General features: G+C 72.9%; 19 protein-coding genes. 10 read left to right on the top strand and 9 right to left on the bottom strand.

Features of this window, described 5'->3' with window-relative positions:
• Nucleotides 1–31: 31 nt before the first annotated feature.
• Both leuD and leuC read right to left on the bottom strand, forming a co-directional pair.
• Nucleotides 32–619, bottom strand: a complete 588-nt coding sequence (gene leuD, locus ACA514_RS46915; RefSeq protein ID WP_375048019.1) for a 3-isopropylmalate dehydratase small subunit — start codon at nucleotides 617–619, stop codon at nucleotides 32–34.
• A 12-nt stretch (nucleotides 620–631) separates the two neighbouring features.
• Nucleotides 632–2,029: a 3-isopropylmalate dehydratase large subunit gene (leuC, locus tag ACA514_RS46910; protein ID WP_375048018.1), complete on the bottom strand. Its 1,398-nt coding sequence runs from the start codon at nucleotides 2,027–2,029 to the stop codon at nucleotides 632–634.
• Nucleotides 2,030–2,128: 99 nt separating this feature from the next.
• On the opposite strand from leuC, the gene ACA514_RS46905 reads away from it, so the two are divergent.
• A complete protein-coding gene (locus ACA514_RS46905) occupies nucleotides 2,129–2,842 on the top strand; it encodes an IclR family transcriptional regulator (RefSeq protein ID WP_375048017.1) in 714 nt (237 codons plus the stop codon).
• A 47-nt stretch (nucleotides 2,843–2,889) separates the two neighbouring features.
• On the opposite strand, the gene ACA514_RS46900 is transcribed toward ACA514_RS46905, so the two are convergent.
• The gene (locus tag ACA514_RS46900) at nucleotides 2,890–3,516 is read right to left on the bottom strand and encodes a TetR/AcrR family transcriptional regulator (protein ID WP_375048016.1); all 627 of its coding nucleotides are present in this window, start codon (nucleotides 3,514–3,516) and stop codon (nucleotides 2,890–2,892) included.
• A gap of 112 nt (nucleotides 3,517–3,628) precedes the next feature.
• On the opposite strand from ACA514_RS46900, the gene ACA514_RS46895 reads away from it, so the two are divergent.
• Together ACA514_RS46895 and ACA514_RS46890 are read left to right on the top strand one after the other, a co-directional pair.
• A complete protein-coding gene (locus ACA514_RS46895; RefSeq protein ID WP_375048015.1) occupies nucleotides 3,629–5,962 on the top strand; it encodes a glycoside hydrolase family 3 protein in 2,334 nt (777 codons plus the stop codon).
• Between the two features lie 147 nt (nucleotides 5,963–6,109).
• Nucleotides 6,110–6,733 (top strand): MerR family transcriptional regulator, encoded by a 624-nt coding sequence (locus ACA514_RS46890; protein WP_375048014.1) that lies wholly within the window; start codon nucleotides 6,110–6,112, stop codon nucleotides 6,731–6,733.
• Between the two features lie 105 nt (nucleotides 6,734–6,838).
• Here the strand turns inward: ACA514_RS46890 and ACA514_RS46885 are convergent, their stop codons facing one another.
• Nucleotides 6,839–6,958, bottom strand: a complete 120-nt coding sequence (locus ACA514_RS46885) for a LysR family transcriptional regulator (RefSeq protein WP_375048013.1) — start codon at nucleotides 6,956–6,958, stop codon at nucleotides 6,839–6,841.
• A 92-nt stretch (nucleotides 6,959–7,050) separates the two neighbouring features.
• Between ACA514_RS46885 and ACA514_RS46880 the strand changes: the two genes are divergently transcribed.
• From ACA514_RS46880 to ACA514_RS46850, 7 genes are all read left to right on the top strand, one after another.
• A complete protein-coding gene (locus ACA514_RS46880; RefSeq protein WP_375048012.1) occupies nucleotides 7,051–7,896 on the top strand; it encodes an S-adenosyl-l-methionine hydroxide adenosyltransferase family protein in 846 nt (281 codons plus the stop codon).
• 32 nt (nucleotides 7,897–7,928) lie between these two features.
• Nucleotides 7,929–8,804 carry an ABC transporter substrate-binding protein gene (locus ACA514_RS46875; RefSeq protein ID WP_375048011.1) on the top strand — a complete coding sequence of 292 codons (876 nt, stop codon included), beginning with the start codon at nucleotides 7,929–7,931 and terminating at the stop codon, nucleotides 8,802–8,804.
• Between the two features lie 7 nt (nucleotides 8,805–8,811).
• A complete protein-coding gene (locus tag ACA514_RS46870) occupies nucleotides 8,812–9,684 on the top strand; it encodes an amino acid ABC transporter permease (protein WP_375048010.1) in 873 nt (290 codons plus the stop codon).
• Nucleotides 9,681–10,430: an amino acid ABC transporter ATP-binding protein gene (locus ACA514_RS46865; RefSeq protein WP_375048009.1), complete on the top strand. Its 750-nt coding sequence runs from the start codon at nucleotides 9,681–9,683 to the stop codon at nucleotides 10,428–10,430. The genes ACA514_RS46870 and ACA514_RS46865 overlap by 4 nt, the downstream gene beginning before the upstream one ends.
• A gap of 10 nt (nucleotides 10,431–10,440) precedes the next feature.
• Nucleotides 10,441–10,839, top strand: coding sequence for an NUDIX domain-containing protein (locus ACA514_RS46860; RefSeq protein WP_344270207.1), 399 nt, complete (start codon nucleotides 10,441–10,443; stop codon nucleotides 10,837–10,839).
• Between the two features lie 280 nt (nucleotides 10,840–11,119).
• The gene (locus ACA514_RS46855) at nucleotides 11,120–11,869 is read left to right on the top strand and encodes an MHYT domain-containing protein (RefSeq protein WP_375048008.1); all 750 of its coding nucleotides are present in this window, start codon (nucleotides 11,120–11,122) and stop codon (nucleotides 11,867–11,869) included.
• A gap of 58 nt (nucleotides 11,870–11,927) precedes the next feature.
• Nucleotides 11,928–13,508, top strand: coding sequence for a CocE/NonD family hydrolase (locus ACA514_RS46850; RefSeq protein ID WP_375048007.1), 1,581 nt, complete (start codon nucleotides 11,928–11,930; stop codon nucleotides 13,506–13,508).
• Here the strand turns inward: ACA514_RS46850 and ACA514_RS46845 are convergent.
• From ACA514_RS46845 to ACA514_RS46825, 5 genes are read right to left on the bottom strand one after another with little or no spacing between them, the layout of a single operon-like run.
• A complete protein-coding gene (locus tag ACA514_RS46845) occupies nucleotides 13,498–14,874 on the bottom strand; it encodes an NADH-quinone oxidoreductase subunit N (RefSeq protein WP_375048006.1) in 1,377 nt (458 codons plus the stop codon). The two genes, ACA514_RS46850 and ACA514_RS46845, sit on opposite strands and share 11 nt — an antisense overlap.
• Nucleotides 14,871–16,358, bottom strand: a complete 1,488-nt coding sequence (locus tag ACA514_RS46840) for a NuoM family protein (protein WP_375048005.1) — start codon at nucleotides 16,356–16,358, stop codon at nucleotides 14,871–14,873. Before ACA514_RS46840 ends, ACA514_RS46845 begins: the two co-directional genes overlap by 4 nt.
• A gap of 3 nt (nucleotides 16,359–16,361) precedes the next feature.
• Nucleotides 16,362–18,149 carry an NADH-quinone oxidoreductase subunit L gene (locus tag ACA514_RS46835; protein ID WP_375048004.1) on the bottom strand — a complete coding sequence of 596 codons (1,788 nt, stop codon included), beginning with the start codon at nucleotides 18,147–18,149 and terminating at the stop codon, nucleotides 16,362–16,364.
• Nucleotides 18,146–18,451 (bottom strand): NADH-quinone oxidoreductase subunit NuoK, encoded by a 306-nt coding sequence (gene nuoK / locus ACA514_RS46830; RefSeq protein WP_375048003.1) that lies wholly within the window; start codon nucleotides 18,449–18,451, stop codon nucleotides 18,146–18,148. The genes ACA514_RS46835 and nuoK overlap by 4 nt, the downstream gene beginning before the upstream one ends.
• Nucleotides 18,448–18,957, bottom strand: a complete 510-nt coding sequence (locus ACA514_RS46825; protein WP_375048002.1) for an NADH-quinone oxidoreductase subunit J — start codon at nucleotides 18,955–18,957, stop codon at nucleotides 18,448–18,450. Before ACA514_RS46825 ends, nuoK begins: the two co-directional genes overlap by 4 nt.
• Between the last annotated feature and the right edge of the window lie 10 nt (nucleotides 18,958–18,967).

The raw sequence follows: 18,967 nt of genomic DNA, 5'->3' as shown, positions 1-18,967 counted from the left end.
GCTGTAGCCCAGGGGGGTCGTCCCCCCTGGGCTACAGCGTCACGGGGAGCCAGGGGCGGCGGGCGGCCTCGTAGTCGTTGATGGCGTCGCCGTGGCGGAGGGTCAGGCCGATGTCGTCCAGGCCCTCCATGAGCCGCCAGCGGGTGTAGTCGTCGATCTCGAAGGTCGCGGTGTCGGCGCCCCAGCGGACCTCGCGCTTCTCCAGGTCGACGGTGATCTCCAGGGCGGGGTCCTTCTCGGTGGCGCTCTGGAGGGCCTCGACCTGCGCGTCCGTCAGCACGACCGGCAGCAGCCCCATCTTGGTGGAGTTGTTGCGGAAGATGTCGCCGAAGCGCGGCGCGATGACGACGCGGAAGCCGTACTGCTGCAGGGCCCAGACGGCGTGCTCGCGGGACGAGCCGGTGCCGAAGTCGGGGCCGGCGACCAGGATGCCGGCGCCCTCGTACCGGGGCTGGTTCAGCACGAAGCCGGGGTCCTCGCGCCAGGCGGAGAACAGGCCCTTGTCGAAGCCGGTGCGGCTGACCTGCTTGAGCCAGACGGCCGGGATGATCTGGTCGGTGTCGACGTTGCTGCGCCGCAGCGGGACGGCGCGTCCGGTGTAGGTGGTGAAGGCTTCCATGGCTCGGATTCCTTAGAGGTCGGCGGGAGCGGCCAGGCGGCCGGTGACGGCGGTGGCGGCGGCGACGGCGGGCGACACCAGGTGCGTGCGGCCGCCGGGGCCCTGCCGGCCCTCGAAGTTGCGGTTGGACGTGGAGGCGCTGCGCTCGCCGGGGGTGAGCTTGTCGGGGTTCATCGCCAGGCACATCGAGCAGCCGGCCTCGCGCCATTCGGCGCCGGAGGCGGAGATGACCTGGTCGAGGCCCTCCTCCTCGGCCTGCTTCTTGACCTTCATGGAGCCGGGGACGACCAGCATCCGGACGCCGTCGGCGACCTTGCGGCCCGCCAGCACGTCCGCGACGGCGCGCAGGTCCTCGATGCGGCCGTTGGTGCAGGAGCCGACGAAGACGGTGTCGACCTTGATGTCGCGCAGCGGCGTGCCTGCGGTGAGGCCCATGTACTCCAGGGCGCGCTCGGCGTTCTGCCGCTTGGCCGGGTCGTCGATGGAGGCGGGGTCGGGCACGGACTCGCCGAGCGGCAGGCCCTGGCCGGGGTTGGTGCCCCAGGTGACGAACGGGGTCAGTTCGGCCGCGTCGATCACGACCTCCTTGTCGAAGACCGCGTCGTCGTCGGTGCGCAGGGACGTCCAGTACTCGACGGCCTGGTCCCAGTCCGCGCCGGAGGGCGCGTTCTCGCGGCCCTTGAGGTAGGCGAACGTGGTCTCGTCCGGGGCGATCATCCCGGCGCGGGCGCCGGCCTCGATGGACATGTTGCAGACCGTCATGCGGCCTTCCATCGACAGGGAGCGGATCGCCTCGCCGCGGTACTCGATGATGTGGCCCTGGCCGCCGCCCGTGCCGATCTTGGCGATGATCGCGAGGATCAGGTCCTTGGCGGTGACGCCCGCGGGCAGCGCGCCGTCGACGGTGACCGCCATCGTCTTCGGCTGGATCTGCGGCAGCGTCTGGGTGGCGAGGACGTGCTCGACCTCGCTGGTGCCGATGCCGAACGCCAGCGCGCCGAACGCGCCGTGCGTGGAGGTGTGCGAGTCGCCGCACACGACGGTCATGCCGGGCTGGGTCAGACCGAGCTGCGGGCCGATGACGTGCACGATGCCCTGGCCGTCGTCGCCCATCGGGTGCAGCCGGACGCCGAAGTCGGAGCAGTTCTTGCGCAGCGTCTCGACCTGGGTGCGCGACACGGGGTCGGCGATCGGCTTGAGCAGGTCGGTGGTCGGGACGTTGTGGTCCTCGGTGGCGATGGTCAGGTCGGGGCGGCGCACCTGGCGGCCGGCCATCCGCAGCCCGTCGAACGCCTGGGGGCTGGTGACCTCGTGCACCAGGTGCAGGTCGATGTAGAGGAGGTCGGGCTCACCCTCGGCACGCCGTACGACGTGCGCGTCGTACACCTTTTCGGCCAATGTACGGCCCATCACACCCACCTCACCTGTCATGATCGTCCGGCGCGCCGTCGCGCCGGGGTCCGGTCCGGCTGATTTGCATCTCAAATTACGAGACGGCAATATCAAGACATGGACAACTCTAGCGGAGTCGGCGTACTTGACAAAGCGGTTCTCGTACTGAACGCGCTCGAGGCCGGCCCCGCCTCGCTCGCGCAGCTCGTGCAGACCACCGGCCTCGCCCGCCCGACGGCCCACCGGCTCGCCGTCGCGCTGGAGCACCACCGGCTCGTCCACCGCGACACCCAGGGCCGGTTCATCCTCGGCCCCCGCCTCGCCGAGCTCGCCGTCGCCGCCGGTGAGGACCGCCTCCTCGCCATCGCGCAGCCCGTCCTCGCGCAGCTGCGCGACCATACCGGCGAGAGCGCGTCCCTCTTCCGCCGCCAGGGCGACGTCCGCGTCTGCGTCGCCGCCGCCGAGCGCACCAGCGGCCTGCGCGACACCATCCCGGTCGGCGCCGCCCTGCCGATGACCGCCGGGTCCGCCGCGCAGATCCTGCTGGCCTGGGAGGAGCCCGACCGGATGCACCGCGGCCTGCGCGGCGCCAAGTTCGAGGCGACCACGCTCGCGTCCGTCCGCCGCCGCGGCTGGGCCCAGTCGGTCGGCGAGCGCGAGCAGGGCGTCGGCTCGGTCTCCGCCCCCGTCCGCGGCGCCGGCGGGCGCGTCATCGCCGCCGTCTCCGTCTCCGGCCCCCTCGAACGCCTCACCCGCTCCCCCGGGCGCCTGCACGCCGCCCCCATCGTCGCCGCCGCCGAGAAGATCAGCGAGGGCATGCGCAGGAGTTGACCGGGGGCCTCACCCCGCGGGCCGGCCGGTGAACCGGTGGCCGGAATTCACCCTTCGCGGTGCGGGCGGAGGCTTCCCATCAGGTCGTCGACGTGGGCGCGGAAGAGGGCGGGCATGTCGATGCCGTCCTGGTCGAGCAGCCACTGGGTCTGCAGGCCGTCCATGATCGCGATGAGGCGGGCGGCGATGGCGTCGGCGTCGAGGCCGGCGCGCAGGTCGCCGGCGTCGGCGGCGCGGCGCAGCGCGTCGGCGACCCAGCCGCGCAGCCGGACGTAGCGGGCGCGGGCCCACGCGCGCGCGGGATGGTCGGCGGTGACCGCCTCGCTCGTCAGCACCGCGAACAGCCGGACGAGCTCGGGCGTGCGGCTGTTGTGCTCGACGACCCGGACCAGCGCGGCGAGCACGTCCAGGCCGCCGGCCGCCTCCCCGCCGTCGAAGAAGCGCTCCATGTCGCGCCGGTCGCGCAGTTCGAGGACGGCGACGAGCAGTTGCTCCTTGGTGCGGAAGTGGTGCAGCAGGCCGGGCTGGGACAGCCCGGCGCGTTCGGCGACGCGCGCGAGCGAGGTGCCGCGGTAGCCGTGCTCGGCGAACTCCTGCGTCGCGATGTGCAGGATGCGCTCGCGTCGGGCGTCGCCGGCCGCGTAGCCGCGCCGCCGGTCCGTGCTGGTCGTCACGTCACCTCACTCTACGCAGATTCCGATATAACGTACAGGTAACAAACCTACCGAGTGCTCGGTATCGCGAATTAGGGTGAGCTTCGTTCGGAAACGTCCAGGAGGAGGTTCGATGCCCGTCGACGAGTCCGGCCTGCGCAAGCGGCTCGCGGAACTGACGCTCGAGGAGAAGGTCCATCTGCTGACCGGGGCCGACTTCTGGTCGCTGCGCCCGATCCCCCGGATCGGGCTGCGGAAGGTGGTGCTGTCGGACGGCCCGAGCGGCGTCCGCGGCACCGCGTGGGACGAGCGGAGCACGAGCCTGCTGTTCCCGAGCCCGACGGCGCTGGCCGCGACGTGGGACCCGGACCTCGCCGAGCGGGCGGGACGGCTGAACGGCGCCCAGGCCAGGGACAAGGGCGTGCACGTCCAGCTCGCGCCGACGATCAACCTGCACCGGACCCCGCTCGGCGGGCGGCATTTCGAGAACTACTCCGAGGACCCGCTGCTCACCGCGCGGATCGGCGCCGGGTTCGTCCGGGGCGTGCAGTCGGCCGGGGTCGCGGCGACGGTGAAGCACTTCGTCGGCAACGACTCCGAGACCGCCCGGATGTCCTATGACGCGCGCATCGGCGACGAGGCGCTGGACGCGGTGTACATGCGCCCGTTCGAGGACGCGGTGAAGGCCGGCGCGTGGGCGGTGATGGCCGCCTATAACCAGGTCAACGGCACGACGATGACGGAGAACCGCGCGCTGCTGACCGGCGTGCTGAAGGAGCGCTGGGGCTTCGACGGCGTGCTGATGTCGGACTGGACGGCGATCCGCTCGACCGCGGCCAGCGCCAACGCCGGCATGGACCTGGAGATGCCGGGCATGCCCGGCAACGCGTGGCGGGACAAGCTCGTCGCCGCCGTCCGCGACGGCGAGGTCGCCGAGGACCTGATCGACGACAAGGTGCTGCGGATCCTGCGGCTGGCCGCGCGGGTCGGCGCGCTCGAAGGGTTCCCCGAGCCGGCGTCCGTGACGACGCCCGCCGACGCGCCCGCCCAGTTGCGCGCCCTGGCGGCGCGCGCGTGCGTGCTGCTGCGCAACGAGGGCGGCGTGCTCCCGCTGAACGTGCCCCGCAAGCTGGCGCTGATCGGCCCGAACGCGGTGCGGTTCAGCGCGCAGGGCGGCGGCAGCGCCCATGTGAACCCCGAGCACGTCGTCTCGCCGGTCGACGGGCTGCGGCGGGCGCTCGGCGCCGACACCGAGCTGACCGTGCGCGCGGGCGTGTACCCGCACGAGCGGCTGGCGGCGCTGCCGCTGGACATGGCCGCCGACCCGGAGACCGGCGAGCCGGGGGTGCGCCTGGAGTTCATCGACGCCGACGGCGCGATCCTCGACTCCGAGCACCGCAGGGCCGCGCGCTTCATGTTCTTCGAGGGCGTCCCGGACGCCACGGCCCAGATCGTCGTCCGCGCCGAGGTGACGCCCGCCGCGGACGGCGTGCACACCTTCGCGGTCGCCGGCGTCGGCGAGTACGACGTGCGCGTCGCGGACACGACGGCGACGGTGCACCTGGCGCTGGACGGCGGCGACCCGGTCGAGGCGATGATGCGCCCGCCGGAGCACCGCGTCGAGGTGCGGCTCGCGGCCGGGCGCCCGGTCCCGGTGGAGCTGCGGCGCGCCTACCGGTCCGGGTCGTTCCTGACCGCGTTCGGGATCGGCTACCACGAGCCGCACCTGCCCGAGGACGAGGAGCTGGCCGCGGCGGTCGAGGCGGCCCGCGCCGCCGACGTCGCGATCGTGATCGTCGGCACCAACGACGACGTGGAGAGCGAGGGCTTCGACCGGACGACGCTCGCGCTGCCCGGCCGCCAGGACGAGCTGGTCTCCGCCGTCGCCGCGACCAACCCGCGCACCGTCGTGGTGGTGAACGCGGGCGCGCCCGTGCTGATGCCGTGGAGGGACGAGGTCGCGGCGGTGCTGTGGGCGTGGCTGCCCGGGCAGGAGGGCGGCGACGCGATCGCCGACGTCCTCACCGGCGCCGCCGAGCCCGGCGGCCGGCTGCCCACCACGTTCCCGCTGTCGGAGGACGGGATCCTGTCGCCGGTCCCCGCCGAGGACGGGTCGCTGCCGTACGCCGAGGGCACCGCGATCGGCTACCGGCACTACGCGCCCGGCCAGGTCGCGTACCCGTTCGGGCACGGCCTGGGTTACACGGCGTGGGAGTACGAGTCGCTGTCGGTGGCGGACGGGGTGGCGGAGGTGACCGTCCGCAACACCGGTGACCGGCCGGGGCGCGAGGTCGTCCAGTGCTACGCCGCGTCGGACGCGCTGCCGCTCCGGCTCGCCGGGTTCGCGGTCGCGGAGGCCGCGGCGGGCGAGCGGGCGACCGTCCGGGTCCCGCTGGACGAGCGGCTGCCGGGCGGGTGCGCGCTGCGCGCCGGACGCTCCGTCACCGACCTCCGGCTGACCGCCTGACGCGGGGTCCGGGCCGGGCCGGGGCGGGGGCCCGGCACGGCCCGGACCAGGTCCGACAAAGCACCTCATCTCGGACGACCTTTGACGAGTCCCCGTATCCGCCCGTGCCCCCTGGATAGCGTTGACCTCCGGACAAGGGGGTGCGCGGTGCAGATCTCCGAGCTCAGCGATCGCAGCGGCCTGACGGTCCAGACGATCAAGTTCTACATCCGGGAGGGCCTCCTTCCGAAGGGCTCGGTGGTGAGCGCCACCCGCGCGGAGTACGACCACCGGCACCTGGAGCGGCTCCGGCTGATCAGCGCGCTGCGCGAGGTCGGCGACCTGCCGGTCGCGGCGATCCAGCGGATCGTCGAGGCGATCGAGGACGAGCGCATCAGCCTGCACGAGCTGTTCGGCACCGCCCAGTACGCCATCGGCCCGCACGTCGCCGCGCCGCACGACCCGCACTGGCGCGCCGCCCGCCAGGACGTCGACGCGCTCGTCCGCGAGCTCGGCTGGGCGGTCGGCGACCGCTCCCCCGCCCGCGACCTGCTCGCGCACACCTTCGTCGCGCTGCGCCGGCTCGGCTTCCCGATCACGCTCACCGACCTGCGCCCCTACGTGAAGGCCGCCGCCGAGGTCGCCGACCACGAGATCGGCCGCGTAGCCGACGGCGCCCCGCGCGCCCGGACGGTCCACACCCTGCTCGTGTCCACCGTCCTGTACGAGCAGGTCCTGACGGCCCTGCACCGGCTGGCCCAGGAGAACGCCTCCGCGCGCCGCTTCGGCTGACGCGACCGAACGAGCCATGCGGGCCGCGCATGACGGATCTGCGAAGCCTGCGCTGGTGGCATGGCTCGGCAACCCCGCCACCGTCCCGCCGCCGCCGAACCCCTTCTACTCGCACACCGCGGACTGGGTGTAGCCGCCCGCCGCCGCGGCGGCCGTGAACGAGCCGAGGTCGGCGACGGCGACGAAGGTCCGCGGCAGGAGCGGATCGAGCGAATCGGCGCGCATCCCCGGAGGACAAGCGCCGGTTCGGTCACGAGATCGGCTTGGTAGGCTTCTGCTCCTCTCCTTCATTCCCGCAGGTCCTGCCGAGGTCGCCCATGTCCGGAAGCCGCCCGTTCGTCAGCATCGCCACGGACTTCGGCGCCGCCTACACCTCGATCTGCGCCGGAGTCGTGTACACCATCGCGCCCGAGGCGAACGTGCTGGTGCTCAGCGACGAGATCACGCCGTTCGACGTGGTGGAGGGCGCGATGCTGCTGCGGCAGGCGCTGCCCTACCTGCCGGTCGGCGTGCACACCGGCATCGTGGACCCGGGCGTCGGCACGCCGCGCCGCCCGGTGGCGATCGAGACCGGCCGCGGCGACGTGCTGGTCGGGCCGGACAACGGGCTGCTGGTGCCGGCGGCGGAGGCGCTCGGCGGGATCGTCCGGGCGCACGCGCTGGAGAACCCGGCGTACCGGCTGCCGGAGGTGTCGACGTCGTTCCACGGGCGCGACATCTTCTCCCCCGCCGCCGCGCACGTCGCGACCGGCGTCGGCGTCGCCGACCTCGGTGCGCGGGTCGAGCCGCTGCCGCTGGACCTGCCGGCCGCAGTCGCCGCGGACGGCGAGCTGACCGTCCCCGTGCTGTACACCGACCGGTTCGGCAGCCTGGTGCTGGGCGCGGAGCGCGGCGACCTCGCCGCCGCGTTCGGCGCGCTGGAGCCCGGCACTCCCCTCGACATCGAATGGAGCGTTCCAGACGGTGCGTCCGGCACCGCCCGCGTGCCGTTCGAGCGGACCTTCGGCAGTGTCGCCGCCGGCGAGCCGCTGCTGTGGATCGACTCCTCCGGCTGGCTCGGCCTCGGCGTCAACCAGGGACGCGCCTCCGACGTCCTCGGACTGGCGGGCGCACGAACCGTCACCCTGCGCACCACCACCGGGCGCACCGCCCCGCAGTCCTGATCAACAACCCCCGCATCGCTGGAGGCACCCCCGTGACCCGCCGACCCCTCGTGGCCGCCCTGACCGGCGTCGCCGCGCTGACCCTCGCCGTCACCGCCTGCGCTCCGCAGGACGACGACGACTCCACCGCCTCGGCGAGCAAGAGCCCGGTCTCCTGCACCAAGGACAAGCTGCCCCTGAAGACGCCGGGCAAGCTCACGGTCGCGACCGACAAGCCCGCGTTCGAGCCGTGGTTCAAGAACGACGCCCCGTCCAACGGGCAGGGCTTCGAGAGCGCGGTCGCGTACGCCGTCGCCGGGAAGCTCGGCTTCACCAAGGACCAGGTGAGCTGGACGACCCAGTCCTTCGAGTCGTCGTACGCGCCGGGCCCGAAGAACTTCGACTTCGACATCAACCAGATCTCGGCCACCCCGGCCCGCGAGAAGGCGGTGACGTTCAGCGACGGCTACTACGACGTGCAGCAGGGCGTCGTGGCGCTCAAGGACGGCAGGTTCGCGAACGCGGCGGGCATCGCGGACCTGAAGAAGGCGCGCATCGCCGTGCAGGTCGGGACGACCGCGCTGCAGGCGGTGCAGAACCAGATCAAGCCGGACGACCAGCCGAAGATCTTCAACACCCAGATCGACGCGGTGAACGCGCTGAAGAACAAGCAGGTCGACCTGCTGCTGGTCGACCTGCCGACCGCGTTCTACGTCACCGCCGCGCAGATCGACGGCTCGAAGATCGTCGGGCAGCTGCCGCAGACCGAGGGCGGCTCCACCGAGCACTTCGGGCTGCTGATGGAGAAGGGCAGCAGGCTGGTGGGCTGCCTGAACCAGGCGATCGGGCAGCTGAGGTCGGCCGGCGAGCTCGCGAAGATCCAGCAGCAATGGCTGACCTCGTCGGCCGGCGCGCCCGTCCTGAAGTGACCGTCCGATGACCGTGCGGGCGGGCGGCGAGACCGCCTGGGTGAAGAGCGAGCGGCAGCTGGAGCGGGAGCGGCGCCGCCGCCGCGCCGGCGTCCGGTCCGGGTCGCTCGCCGCCGCGTCGACCGCGGTGTGCGTCGCGGTCGTGCTGGCCGTGGTGGTGACGTCGCCCGGCTGGCCGCGCGTGCACGAGACGTTCTTCAACTGGGGCGAGTTCACCGACGCGTTCCCGGACGTGCTGCGCGGCTTCTGGCTGAACGTGCGGATCTTCCTGATCGCCGAGCCGGTGATCCTGGTGCTCGGGATGCTCGTCGCGCTCGCACGCGGGCTGCGCAACCCGCTGTTCTTCCCGCTGCGGGCCCTGGCCGTCGCCTACACCGACGTGTTCCGCGGCATCCCGACGATCCTGCTGGTGTACCTGGTCGGGTTCGGGCTGCCGGCGCTGCGGTTGCAGGGCCTCCCGGACAGCCCGGCGGTGCTCGGCGGGTTCGCGCTCGTCCTGTCGTACGGCGCCTACGTCGCGGAGGTGTTCCGCGCGGGCATCGATTCGATCCACCCGAGCCAGCGCGCGGCGGCCCGGTCGCTCGGGTTGAGCAAGACGCAGAGCCTGCGGTTCGTGGTGCTGCCGCAGGCGGTGCGCCGCGTCGTCCCGCCGCTGCTCAACGACTTCGCGTCGCTGCAGAAGGACACCGCGCTCGTCGCCGTGCTCGGCCCGCTGGAGGCGCTGCGGCAGGCGCAGATCCACTCGGCCACCAACTTCAACTACACGCCCTATCTGGCCACGGCGGTGCTGTTCATCGCGCTGACCGTGCCGATGGCCCGGTTCACCGACCATCTCGCGGTGCGCGCCGAGCGCCGCCGCGCCCCCGGAGGCGGCACATGAGCGGACCGCTGCTGCGCGTCGAAGGCGTCTGGAAGACCTACCACGCGCATCCGGTGCTGCGCGGCGTCGACCTGGACGTCGCGCCGCACGAGGTCGTCTGCCTCATCGGCGCGTCCGGGTCGGGCAAGTCGACGCTGCTGCGCTGCGTGAACGTGCTGGAGACGGTGGACGACGGCGCGATCTTCCTGGAGGGCGACGACATCACCGACCCGGACGCCGACCCCGACGAGGTCCGCAAGCGGATCGGGATGGTGTTCCAGGCCTACAACCTGTTCCCGCACATGTCGGTGCTGGACAACATCACGCTGGCGCCCGTCCGGGTGCACAAGCGGCCGAAGGCGGAGGCCGCCGAGCAGGCCCGCGAGCTGCTGAAGCGGTTCGGCCTGGCCGACAAGGCCGGCGAGTACCCCGACCGGCTGTCGGGCGGCCAGCAGCAGCGCGTCGCGATCATCCGGGCGATGGCGACGCGGCCGAGCCTGCTGCTGCTGGACGAGGTGACCTCCGCGCTCGACCCGGAGCTGGTGACCGAGGTGATGGGGATCATCCGGGAGCTGAAGGAGTCCGGGATGACGATGGTCCTGGCGACCCACGAGATGGGGTTCGCCCGCGACATCGCCGACACGGTCTGCTTCCTGTCCGACGGCGTGCTGCTGGAGCGCGGCCCGGCCGAGCAGATCTTCGAGGAGCCGGCCGAGCCGCGCACCCGCGAGTTCCTGCGCCGCGTCCTGGAATCCCGCCGCCTCTAGTCTGGTCGCCGTGGCGGATCTCGATGTGGTGGCCTGGGTGCGGGTCGTGGACGGGCGGCTGCTGACCGTCCGGTCGCGGGGCCGTGACCTGCTGTATCTTCCCGGCGGCAAGCGGGAGCCGGGCGAGGACGACTGGTCGGCGCTGTCCCGGGAGGTCCGCGAGGAGCTGGGCGTCGAGCTGGACCGGGCGTCCTTCCGCGGGCTCGGCGTTATCCGCGCGCCCGCGCACGACCAGCCGGACCACACGCACGCGCGGATGGCGTGCTTCACCGCGTCGTACCGGGGGTCGATCGCGGCGTCGGGCGAGGTCGACGAGTACCTCTATGTCGCGCCGGCCGACCGGCATCTGCTCGCCCCGGCGTCCGAGTCCGCGCTCGACCTGGCGATGGAGCACGGTCTGCTGTCCTGACCGCCTCGTGGCCGCGGCCCGCCCGGCGGCCGCTCCGGCGGGTGAGCGTCTGCACACGGAAAGTCGATTTCGGGACCAATACCAGCACTGTTATCGATTTGCCCGGTTACGTGCCGTTATGATCCCCCCACATCAAAAGTGGCCTCATGTTCCACCGGGGGATCGCATGGCCCACGTGCACCATTTCTCATACGGGTTACTGACGCCCGTGTGCGCCTATCTCATGTCGTTCGTCGGCTCGTTCCTAGGGTTGCTGTGCACGGCGCGCGCGCGTGCCTCGGTGGGCCGTTCGCGCGCCTCGTGGCTGGTGCTGGCGGCGCTGGCGATCGGCGGCACCGGGATCTGGGTGATGCACTTCATCGCCGTCCTCGGCTTCAGCATCTCGGGGATGCAGATCCGCTACGACGTCCCGATCACGCTGCTGAGCTGCCTCGCGGCCGTGGTGGTCGTCGCGATCGGGCTGTTCATCATCGGCTTCGGCGGCACGGGAACGCCGGTCATCGTCTCGGCCGGCGTCATCATGGGCATCGGCGTCGTCAGCATGCACTACAGCGGCATGGCGGCGATGCGGATGTCCGGGCGCATCGACTACCAGCCCGTACTGGTCGCGCTGTCGGTGGTGATCGCGGTGGTGGCGTCCACGGCGGCGCTGTGGTTCTGCCTGCGCGCCAAGGGCAGCTGGGAGACGGCCGGAGCCGCGCTGGTGATGGGCGTCGCGGTGACCGGCATGCACTACACGGGCATGGCGGCCATGCGGGTGACCATGGACGGGGACGCGGCCCCGACCGGCGGCGCCGACGCGGTCGACTTCCTGCTGCCGCTCATCGGCGGCATCGCCGTCGTGTCGACGACCCTGCTCATCATCATCGCGATGGCGCCGAGCGAGGAGGAGATCCACGCCGACCGCGCCCTGCAGGAGCGGCTGCGCTCGCTGCGGGCAGAGGGGCCGCGTCCGTCGGCGGGCTCCGGCGAGGCCCCGCCTCCGGCCCGCACCGCGGGCGAGTGGTTCGGCGGCGGCCCCGGCCGCTGACGCGAACCGTGCGGGTAGCGCCCGGCGCCGTCGGCGCCTTCACCCTGGAGGGATTTCCGTGACGAAGCTCGACCGTCCCGCGCTCCCGGCCGTCACCGTCCTGGACCAGCCGATCGAGATGCGCGACGGGACGATCCTGCGCGCGGACGTGCATCGGCCCGCCGGCGACGGGCGGCACCGCACCGTGCTGATGCGCGGCCCCTACGGCGAGCCGGTGTTCCGGTCCGCTCCGGTCACCGCCTATCTGCGGGCCGGGATGGCCGTCGTACTGCAGCACTGCCGGGGCCGGGGCAACAGCGACGGCGAGTTCACGCCCTGGGTCGACGAGGGACGCGACGGCGCCGACACGGTGGACTGGATCACCGCGCAGCCCTGGTCGAACGGCGAGGTCGTCGCCGCCGGCAACTCCTACCTCGCCGGATGCGCGCTCCAGCTCGCGTCCGAGCGCCCGGACGCGCTGAAGGCCGTGGTCGCGGCGATGACCCCGCACGACTTCTACGACGGGCTGAAGTACCACGGCGGCGCGTTCGCGCTCGGGTCGGCGTTCTTCTGGGGCGCGCTCCAGGGGCTGCTCGGCGCGGTGCACGACATCGACGACGGCGGCGCGGCCCGCCTGGGGCCGCTGATGCAGGTGCTGGCCGACCCCGACGCGGCGATGCGGACGCTTCCGCTGCGCGTCGTCCCCGCCGTCGCCGACGCGTTCCCGTTCTGGCGCGACTGGGTCGACCATCCGGAACGCGACTCCTACTGGACGGATCTGGCGGAGACGCTGCGGCACGACCGGATCGGCGTCCCGGTCCTGCACGTCGCGGGATGGTTCGACGTCTTCCTGCGCGGCACGCTGGAGAACCATCGGCGCATTCCCGGCGGGCGCCTCGTCATCGGGCCGTGGTCTCACCTGTCCCAGACGGGCGGTGTCGGGGAGCTGTACTTCGGGCAGGCGGCGTCCGCGCAGATGACGCAGTTGGAGGCCGCGCAGGTCGCGTTCCTGCGCGGCGACACCGGCGGCCCGGCGGTCAGGTACTTCACCATGGGCGCCGACGTGTGGCGGGACGCCGAGTCGTGGCCGCCGCCCGGCGCCACCGCCACCCGGTACTACCTGCACCCCGGCGGTTCCCTTTCCACCGGCGCTCCAGGGGCGGACGCGTCGCCGTCCCGCTTCGTCCACGCCCCGGACGCCCCCGTCCCCACGCACGGCGGCAACCTGCTGCTGAACGACCCGGTCAACGTCGGGCCGCGCGACCAGCGGGCCGTGGAGGCGCGTCCGGACGTCCTCGTCTTCACCACGCCCGTACTCGACCGCGACGTGGAGGTCACCGGGCCGGTCCGGGCCGTGCTGCACGCGGCGACCTCCGCGCCCGGCGCCGACTGGACGGCCAAGCTGGTCGACGTGTGGCCGGACGGGCGGGCGATGAACGTGCTGGACGGCATCGTCCGCTCCCCCGCCGGCGCGACCCGGCACGAGATCGACCTTGCCGCGACGAGCCAGACGTTCCGGGCCGGGCACCGCATCCGCGTGCAGGTCGCCTCGTCGAACTTCCCCCGGTTCGACCGCCATCCGTCGATGGTGCGCGCGGAGCAGACCGTCTTCCACGACGCCGGCCGCCCGTCCTGGATCGAGCTGCCGGTCATGCGGTGAGCGCGACCCCGGCGCCGATGCCGAGGACGAGCGAGAACAGCGCCGCCGCGACGGCGACCGCCGATGCTCCCCGGGCCGGTGCGAACTCGCCGTCCGGCCGCCGGAAAAGCGGGACGATCCAGCGCAGGTAGTAGAAGACGCTCGCGACCGTGTTGACGGCGGCGACCACCGCGAGCCAGGCGTAGTGGCCGTCGATCGCGGCGCCGAACATCAGGACCTTCCCGACGAAGACGGCGGTGGGCGGCGTCCCGACGAAGCCGAGCAGGCACACGACCAGCGCGAGCCCGAGCGGCGGCGAGGCGCGCAGCAGGCCGGTGTAGGAGGCGAGGTCGTCGCGCCCGACCGCCACGACGACGGCGAAGGCGCCGAGGTTCGTCACCGCGTAGGCGGCGACGTAGAACAGCAGCGCGGGCTGCGCGAGATCGGTCCGGCCCGCCATCGCGACCGGTACCAGCAGGTATCCGGCCTGGCTGACGGTGGAGTAGGCGAGCAGCCGGCGGACGTTGCCCTGCCCGAACGCGGCCAGGTTGCCGAGCGTCATCGTGGCCGCGGCGATCATCGCGACGAGCGTCGGCCAACCGCCGGCACCGTGGGGCAGCGCCTCCGACCCGAACCGCAGCAGCGCGGCGAACGCGCCGATCTTCGGGACGGTCGTGACGAACGCGGCGACCACCGGGGGCGCGCCTTCGGCGACGTCGGGCACCCAGAAGTGCCCCGGTACGGCGCCCGCCTTGAACAGCAGCCCAGCCAGCAACGCGACGACGCCGGCGGACACCGCCGCCGACGGCGCGTCGGCGAGGCCGGCGCGGAGCGTCCCGTACGCGGTGCCGTGCCCGACCCCGTAGAGCAGCGTGACGCCCGCCAGCATCACGACGCCGAGGAACGCGCCCATCAGGTAGTACTTCAGCGCCGCTTCGGTGCCGAGCGCGTCCTTGCCGAACCCGGCGAGCGCGTAGGCGGGGATGCTCGCCAGAAGGTACGCGGCGACGACGACGAGCAGGTCGGACGAGGCGCCGAGCACCATCGTGCCGAGCGCCGACAGCAGGATCAGGACGTAGTGCTCGCTCTCGCGCGGATGGTCGCGGACCGGCCCGGCCGCGAGCCCGAGGACCAGCAGCGTCGAGCCGAGCACGGCGATCCGGGTGACATGGGTGATCGGGTCGACGAAGAACGCGTCGAACACGACCAGGTCCGGCCGTGTCGTGTCCACGGCGGCGACGGCCAGGGCCGCGACCAGCCCGGCAGCGCAGATCACCGCGACCCGCCACTGCCGCGTGCGAGGCAGGAACAGCCCGTTGACCAGGCCGAGGACCGCGGCGACCAGCACGCACAGCTCGGGGGCGACGTCGGCGGGGTTCTCGTTCATCGGCCGACCAGCGCGGTCACGGCCGCCGACAGCGGCTCGATCGTGTCGAGCAGGACGCGCGGCGCGACGCCGATCAGCACCGACAGCGCCAGCAGCGGGACGATCGCCGCGAGTTCGGGGCGCCGCGCGTCCTCGACCCACCCGGACAGCTCCCCGGGCGCGCCCAGCACTGCCCGGTGCAGGACGCGCAGGAACAGGGCCGCCGTGACGAGGATGCCGAGGACGGCGAGCGCGCCGGTCACGGCCGCCGCCGTGGTGCCGCTGCCGATCGTCCCGGCGAAGATCTGGAACTCCGCGATGAACCCCGACAGGCCGGGCAGCCCGAGGGAGGCGAACGCGGCGAGCGCCAGCATCCCGGAGTAGACGGGCGCCGTCCGCGCGATGCCGCCGAATCGCCCGAGGTCGTAGCTTCCGGCGCGGTCGTACAGGACGCCGCACAGCAGGAACAGCGCGCCGGTGATGAGCCCGTGGGAGACCATCTGCGTGACGGCCCCGGTAACGGCGAGCCGCCGCGCGTCCACGTCGCCGGACGCGTAACCGGCCGCGCCCAGCGCGAGGACGATGTAGCCCATGTGGTTGACGGACGTGTACGCGACGAGCCGTTTCGCGTTGTCCTGCGCGAGCGCGACGAGCGCCCCGTACAGGACGCTTACCAGGCCCACGATGAGGAAGACGAGCGCGTAGCGTCGCCATGCGTCCGGCAGCATCGGCATGGCGATCCGGACGAATCCGTAGGTGCCCATCTTCAGCATGACCCCGGCCAGGATCGCGGACCCGGCGGCGGGCGCGTCGGTGTGCGCGGGCGGCAGCCAGGTGTGGAATGGGACGACCGGCGTCTTGACGCCCAGGCCGACGCCGACGGCCAGCAGCGTCAGCCCCGCGAGCCCCGGCGACCCGGCGAGCGGCGGGTTCTGGGTCAGTTCCACCATGTCGAACGTGTGCGGGTCGGCGCCCAGGTACAGGCCGATGAAGCCGAGCAGCAGGACCAGCGAGCCGAGGAACGTGTAGAGGAAGAACTTCAGCGCCGACGCCGCGCGGTCGCCGTGTCCCCACAGCACGATCACGAAGTACATGCCGACGATCGACAGGTCGAAGAAGACGAAGAACAGCAGCAGGTCGAGGGCGGAGAACAATCCCAGGCAGACCGTCTCCAGGAACAGGAAAAGGATCGCGAACGCCCGGACCCGATGCCGCTGCCGGATCGAGTAGACGGCGCAGGCGGCGAACAGTACCGCCGTCAGCGCGACGAGCGGGAAGGACAGCCCGTCCAAGCCCACGTGATAGCCCGCCCGGACGGACGGTATCCAGCGCACGTCCGTCTCGTAGGCGACGCCGGGGCCCGTGCCGTGCGCGACCCACATGCCCACGATGAGGACGAGGTCGGCGACCGTGACCGCGATCCACGTCCAGGGCACGGCACGGCGCGGCACGACCGGCAGGACGAGCGCGGCGGCCAGCGGCAGGAAGACGGCCAGCGAGAGCATGCCTCACCACCCGGCCAGGACGGCGACGACGACGAGCACCGCGAGCAGCACCGCCGCCTGCGCGTAGTAGGTGTGGACGAGCCCGGTCTGCGGGCGGCGCGCGAGCCCGGCGAGCCGCCGCGCGCCGCGCCCGATCCCGTCGACCAGGCCGTCCACGTGCGGTTCCGCGCCGCGTCCGGCCAGGGCGGCCGTCCGCAGCCCGGCCCGCGCGACGGCCCGGACCGCGCCGTCGACGACCCGGTCGTCGAACCTGGCGAGCGCCTGCGCCGCCGCGAACACCGGCCGGACGAGCCCGGCCCGCGCGGCCCGTTCGAGGAACAGCCAGTCCGCCGCCCATGCGGGCGCCGGGGCCGTCCGCGCGAACCGGACCACGACGATCGCCACCACCGCCAGGACGCCGGAAAGGACCAGGTCCAGAACGTTCACCTGCGTCTCGCCCGGAATCCCCAGAGTTTCGGCGACGCCGCGCACGCCGAGCACGCCGAGGACACACGCCGCGACCGCCAGGACGATCAGCGGAAGGCGCGCGATCATCGGCATGGGACGCCCGTCAATGCGCGTACCCCGCCACACGGCGAACAGAGCCTTGGCGGAGTAGGCGGCGGCCAGCACGGAGGCGGCCATCCCGGCCGCGAGGAGCGCGGGTGAACGGTCCCCGGCCGCCGCCAGCACCTCGTCCTTCGTCACCCACAGCGACAGCGGCGGCAGCCCGGCCAGTGCCAGCGCGCCCGCACCGAACGCGACGCCGACGACCCGGTACCGGCGCGCGGCGCCCTGCAGCTCGTCCAGCTGCTTGGTGCCCAGCGCGGTCAGCCACGCGCCCGCGCACAGGAACAGCAGGCTCTTCACCGCCGCGTGCGCCACGAGATGCGCCGTCCCGCCGGAAACGGAGCCGACACCGGCGCCCAGCACCATGAACCCGATCTGCGCGCAGGTCGACGCGGCGAGAAGCTGTTTCAGGTCCCGCTGTGCCAGCGCCACGGCCCCCATCACCAGCGCGGTCGCGGCGCCGGCCCAGGCGACGAGCGTGCCGGCCCATCCGGTCGCCGCGAGCAGGGGGTGCACGCGCAGCAGCAGGTAGGCGCCGGCGGCGACCATGGTGGCCGAGTGCAGCAGTGCCGAGACGGGGCTCGGACCCGCCATCGCCCTGGACAGCCAGAACGAGAACGGAAGCTGCGCCGACTTCCCCAGCGCGGCCAGCACGATCCCGGCCGCCGCGAGATCCCGCCATGGCCGCCCCGCACCGGCCAACGAGGAGAGCGCGAGCGAGTGCGTCCCGGCGATGGCGAAGCCCGCCGCCGCGTACAGGCCCAGATCCGCGGCGCGGGTGGTGAGGAACGCGACGTCCGCCGAACGGACCGGTCCGGCCTCCCGCCACTCGTAGCCGATGAGCGCGTACGACATCGCGCCCATGACCTCCCATCCCATGAGGAGCAGGACGAGGTCGGACGCGGTGACCGTCACCAGCATCGCGCCAGCGAACAGCAGCATCAGGCCGAAGAACCGGGCGCCGTACCCGCCGGCGGCCGCGAAGACCAGGATCGCCGCCAGGACGGACGCGACGGTCACCACGAGCACGCCGGACAGCCCGTCCACGGCCAGCCCGCCGGGCCACCCCGGCAGCAACGCGAAACGCGCGACGGGACGCGTCACCGCCGCCGCGACCGCCAGTGCCAGCACCGCCACCGCGACCAGGACCCCGGCGGCCGGTGCCGCGCGATCGGCCCGGCGCCCCGCGAGCAGCAGCAGCGCGCCCGCGGCCGGCGGCGTCACGGCCAGCGCGACGATCATCCCCTGAGGTCTCCGGCGTCGTCGGCCATGTCCACGTCCCGGGCCCGGAACAGGGCGGTGACGACGGCGAATCCCATCGCCATCTCCAGCGCCATCACGGTGATCGCGACGAGCACGAGGACCTGGCCGTCCGGCGCGCCCGGCGAGACCCAGTGCCAGAAGCCGCCCGCCGCGACGACGATCCCGTTGATCATCAGTTCCAGGCCCATCATCAGCATCACGACCGACCGCTGCGACAGCGCGCCGTACAGGCCGACCGCGAACAGGGCGGCGGCGAGCAGCAGGAACGCCTGGAGGGTCATCGCGCGCCGTCCTCGCCGTAGCGTCCGGTCCGGGTCGCCAGCACCACCGTGGCGATCATCGTGGCCAGGATCGCGATGCCGATCACCATCATCACCAGCATCTTCGGCCCCATGACGGACTGGCCGAGCGCGAACGTCGGGTCGTGCGGCGGGGCGCCGCGCCGCTGCGGCCACGGGATCGCGAAGACCCCGGCGGCCAGCGCCGCGAACACCGTGCCCGAGACGATGAGCGCGCCGCGCCGGTTGTGCACCATCGACATCGGCATCAGCCCGGCCGGGTCCATCATGTACATGATCATGAAGACCGCCATCACCAGCATCTCCATGATCATCATGAGCACGACCAGCACGCCGAGGTAGTGCAGCCCCACCAGCAGCAGCTCGCCGCCGGCGCACAGGAACGACGCGAGCAGCGCGAACGTCGCGCGCGCCATCGACCCGGCGGCGAACACCGCCGCGCCGAAGGCGACCGCCGCGACGGCGAGCACCCAGAACAGGACGGTCACGGGAACCTCC

The organism is Actinomadura sp. NTSP31 (assembly GCF_041951385.1).
Taxonomy (GTDB): Bacteria; Actinomycetota; Actinomycetes; order Streptosporangiales; family Streptosporangiaceae; genus Spirillospora; species Spirillospora napierensis.
The sequence above is the reverse complement of the archived record's forward strand: the minus strand, read 5'-3'. Positions and strand labels throughout refer to the sequence as shown.